Consider the following 287-nt stretch of genomic DNA (forward strand, 5'->3'; position numbering starts at 1 on the left):
TCTTCTCTGGCATTTTCACGCCTAACTTCGTTAATTCCTCTTTTGCTTGTTCACGTGTTAATTTGCCGGATTTCTCTTGCTCTAAAATTGATTTTGCTTTTTCTTTCGTTTGATCATCTAATTCCGCAAACATTTCTTTGTGTTTACCCTTTTCCGGGAACTTCACGCCTAATTTTGTTAATTCTTCTTTTGCTTGTTCACGTGTTAATTTACCGGATTTCTCTTGCTCTAAAATTGATTTTGCTTTTTCTTTTGTCGCTTCATCTAATCCCGCAAACATTTCTTTA

The 287-nt window shown here is 35.2% G+C and carries 1 pseudogene; it reads right to left on the reverse strand.

Features of this window, described 5'->3' with window-relative positions:
* Positions 1–287 (reverse strand): annotated as a pseudogene (locus MR083_RS27155) (hypothetical protein); the annotation flags it as partial.

Origin of the sequence: Bacillus cereus group sp. BfR-BA-01408, assembly GCF_022663305.1 — a bacterium.
Classification (GTDB): Bacteria; Bacillota; Bacilli; order Bacillales; family Bacillaceae_G; genus Bacillus_A; species Bacillus_A pacificus.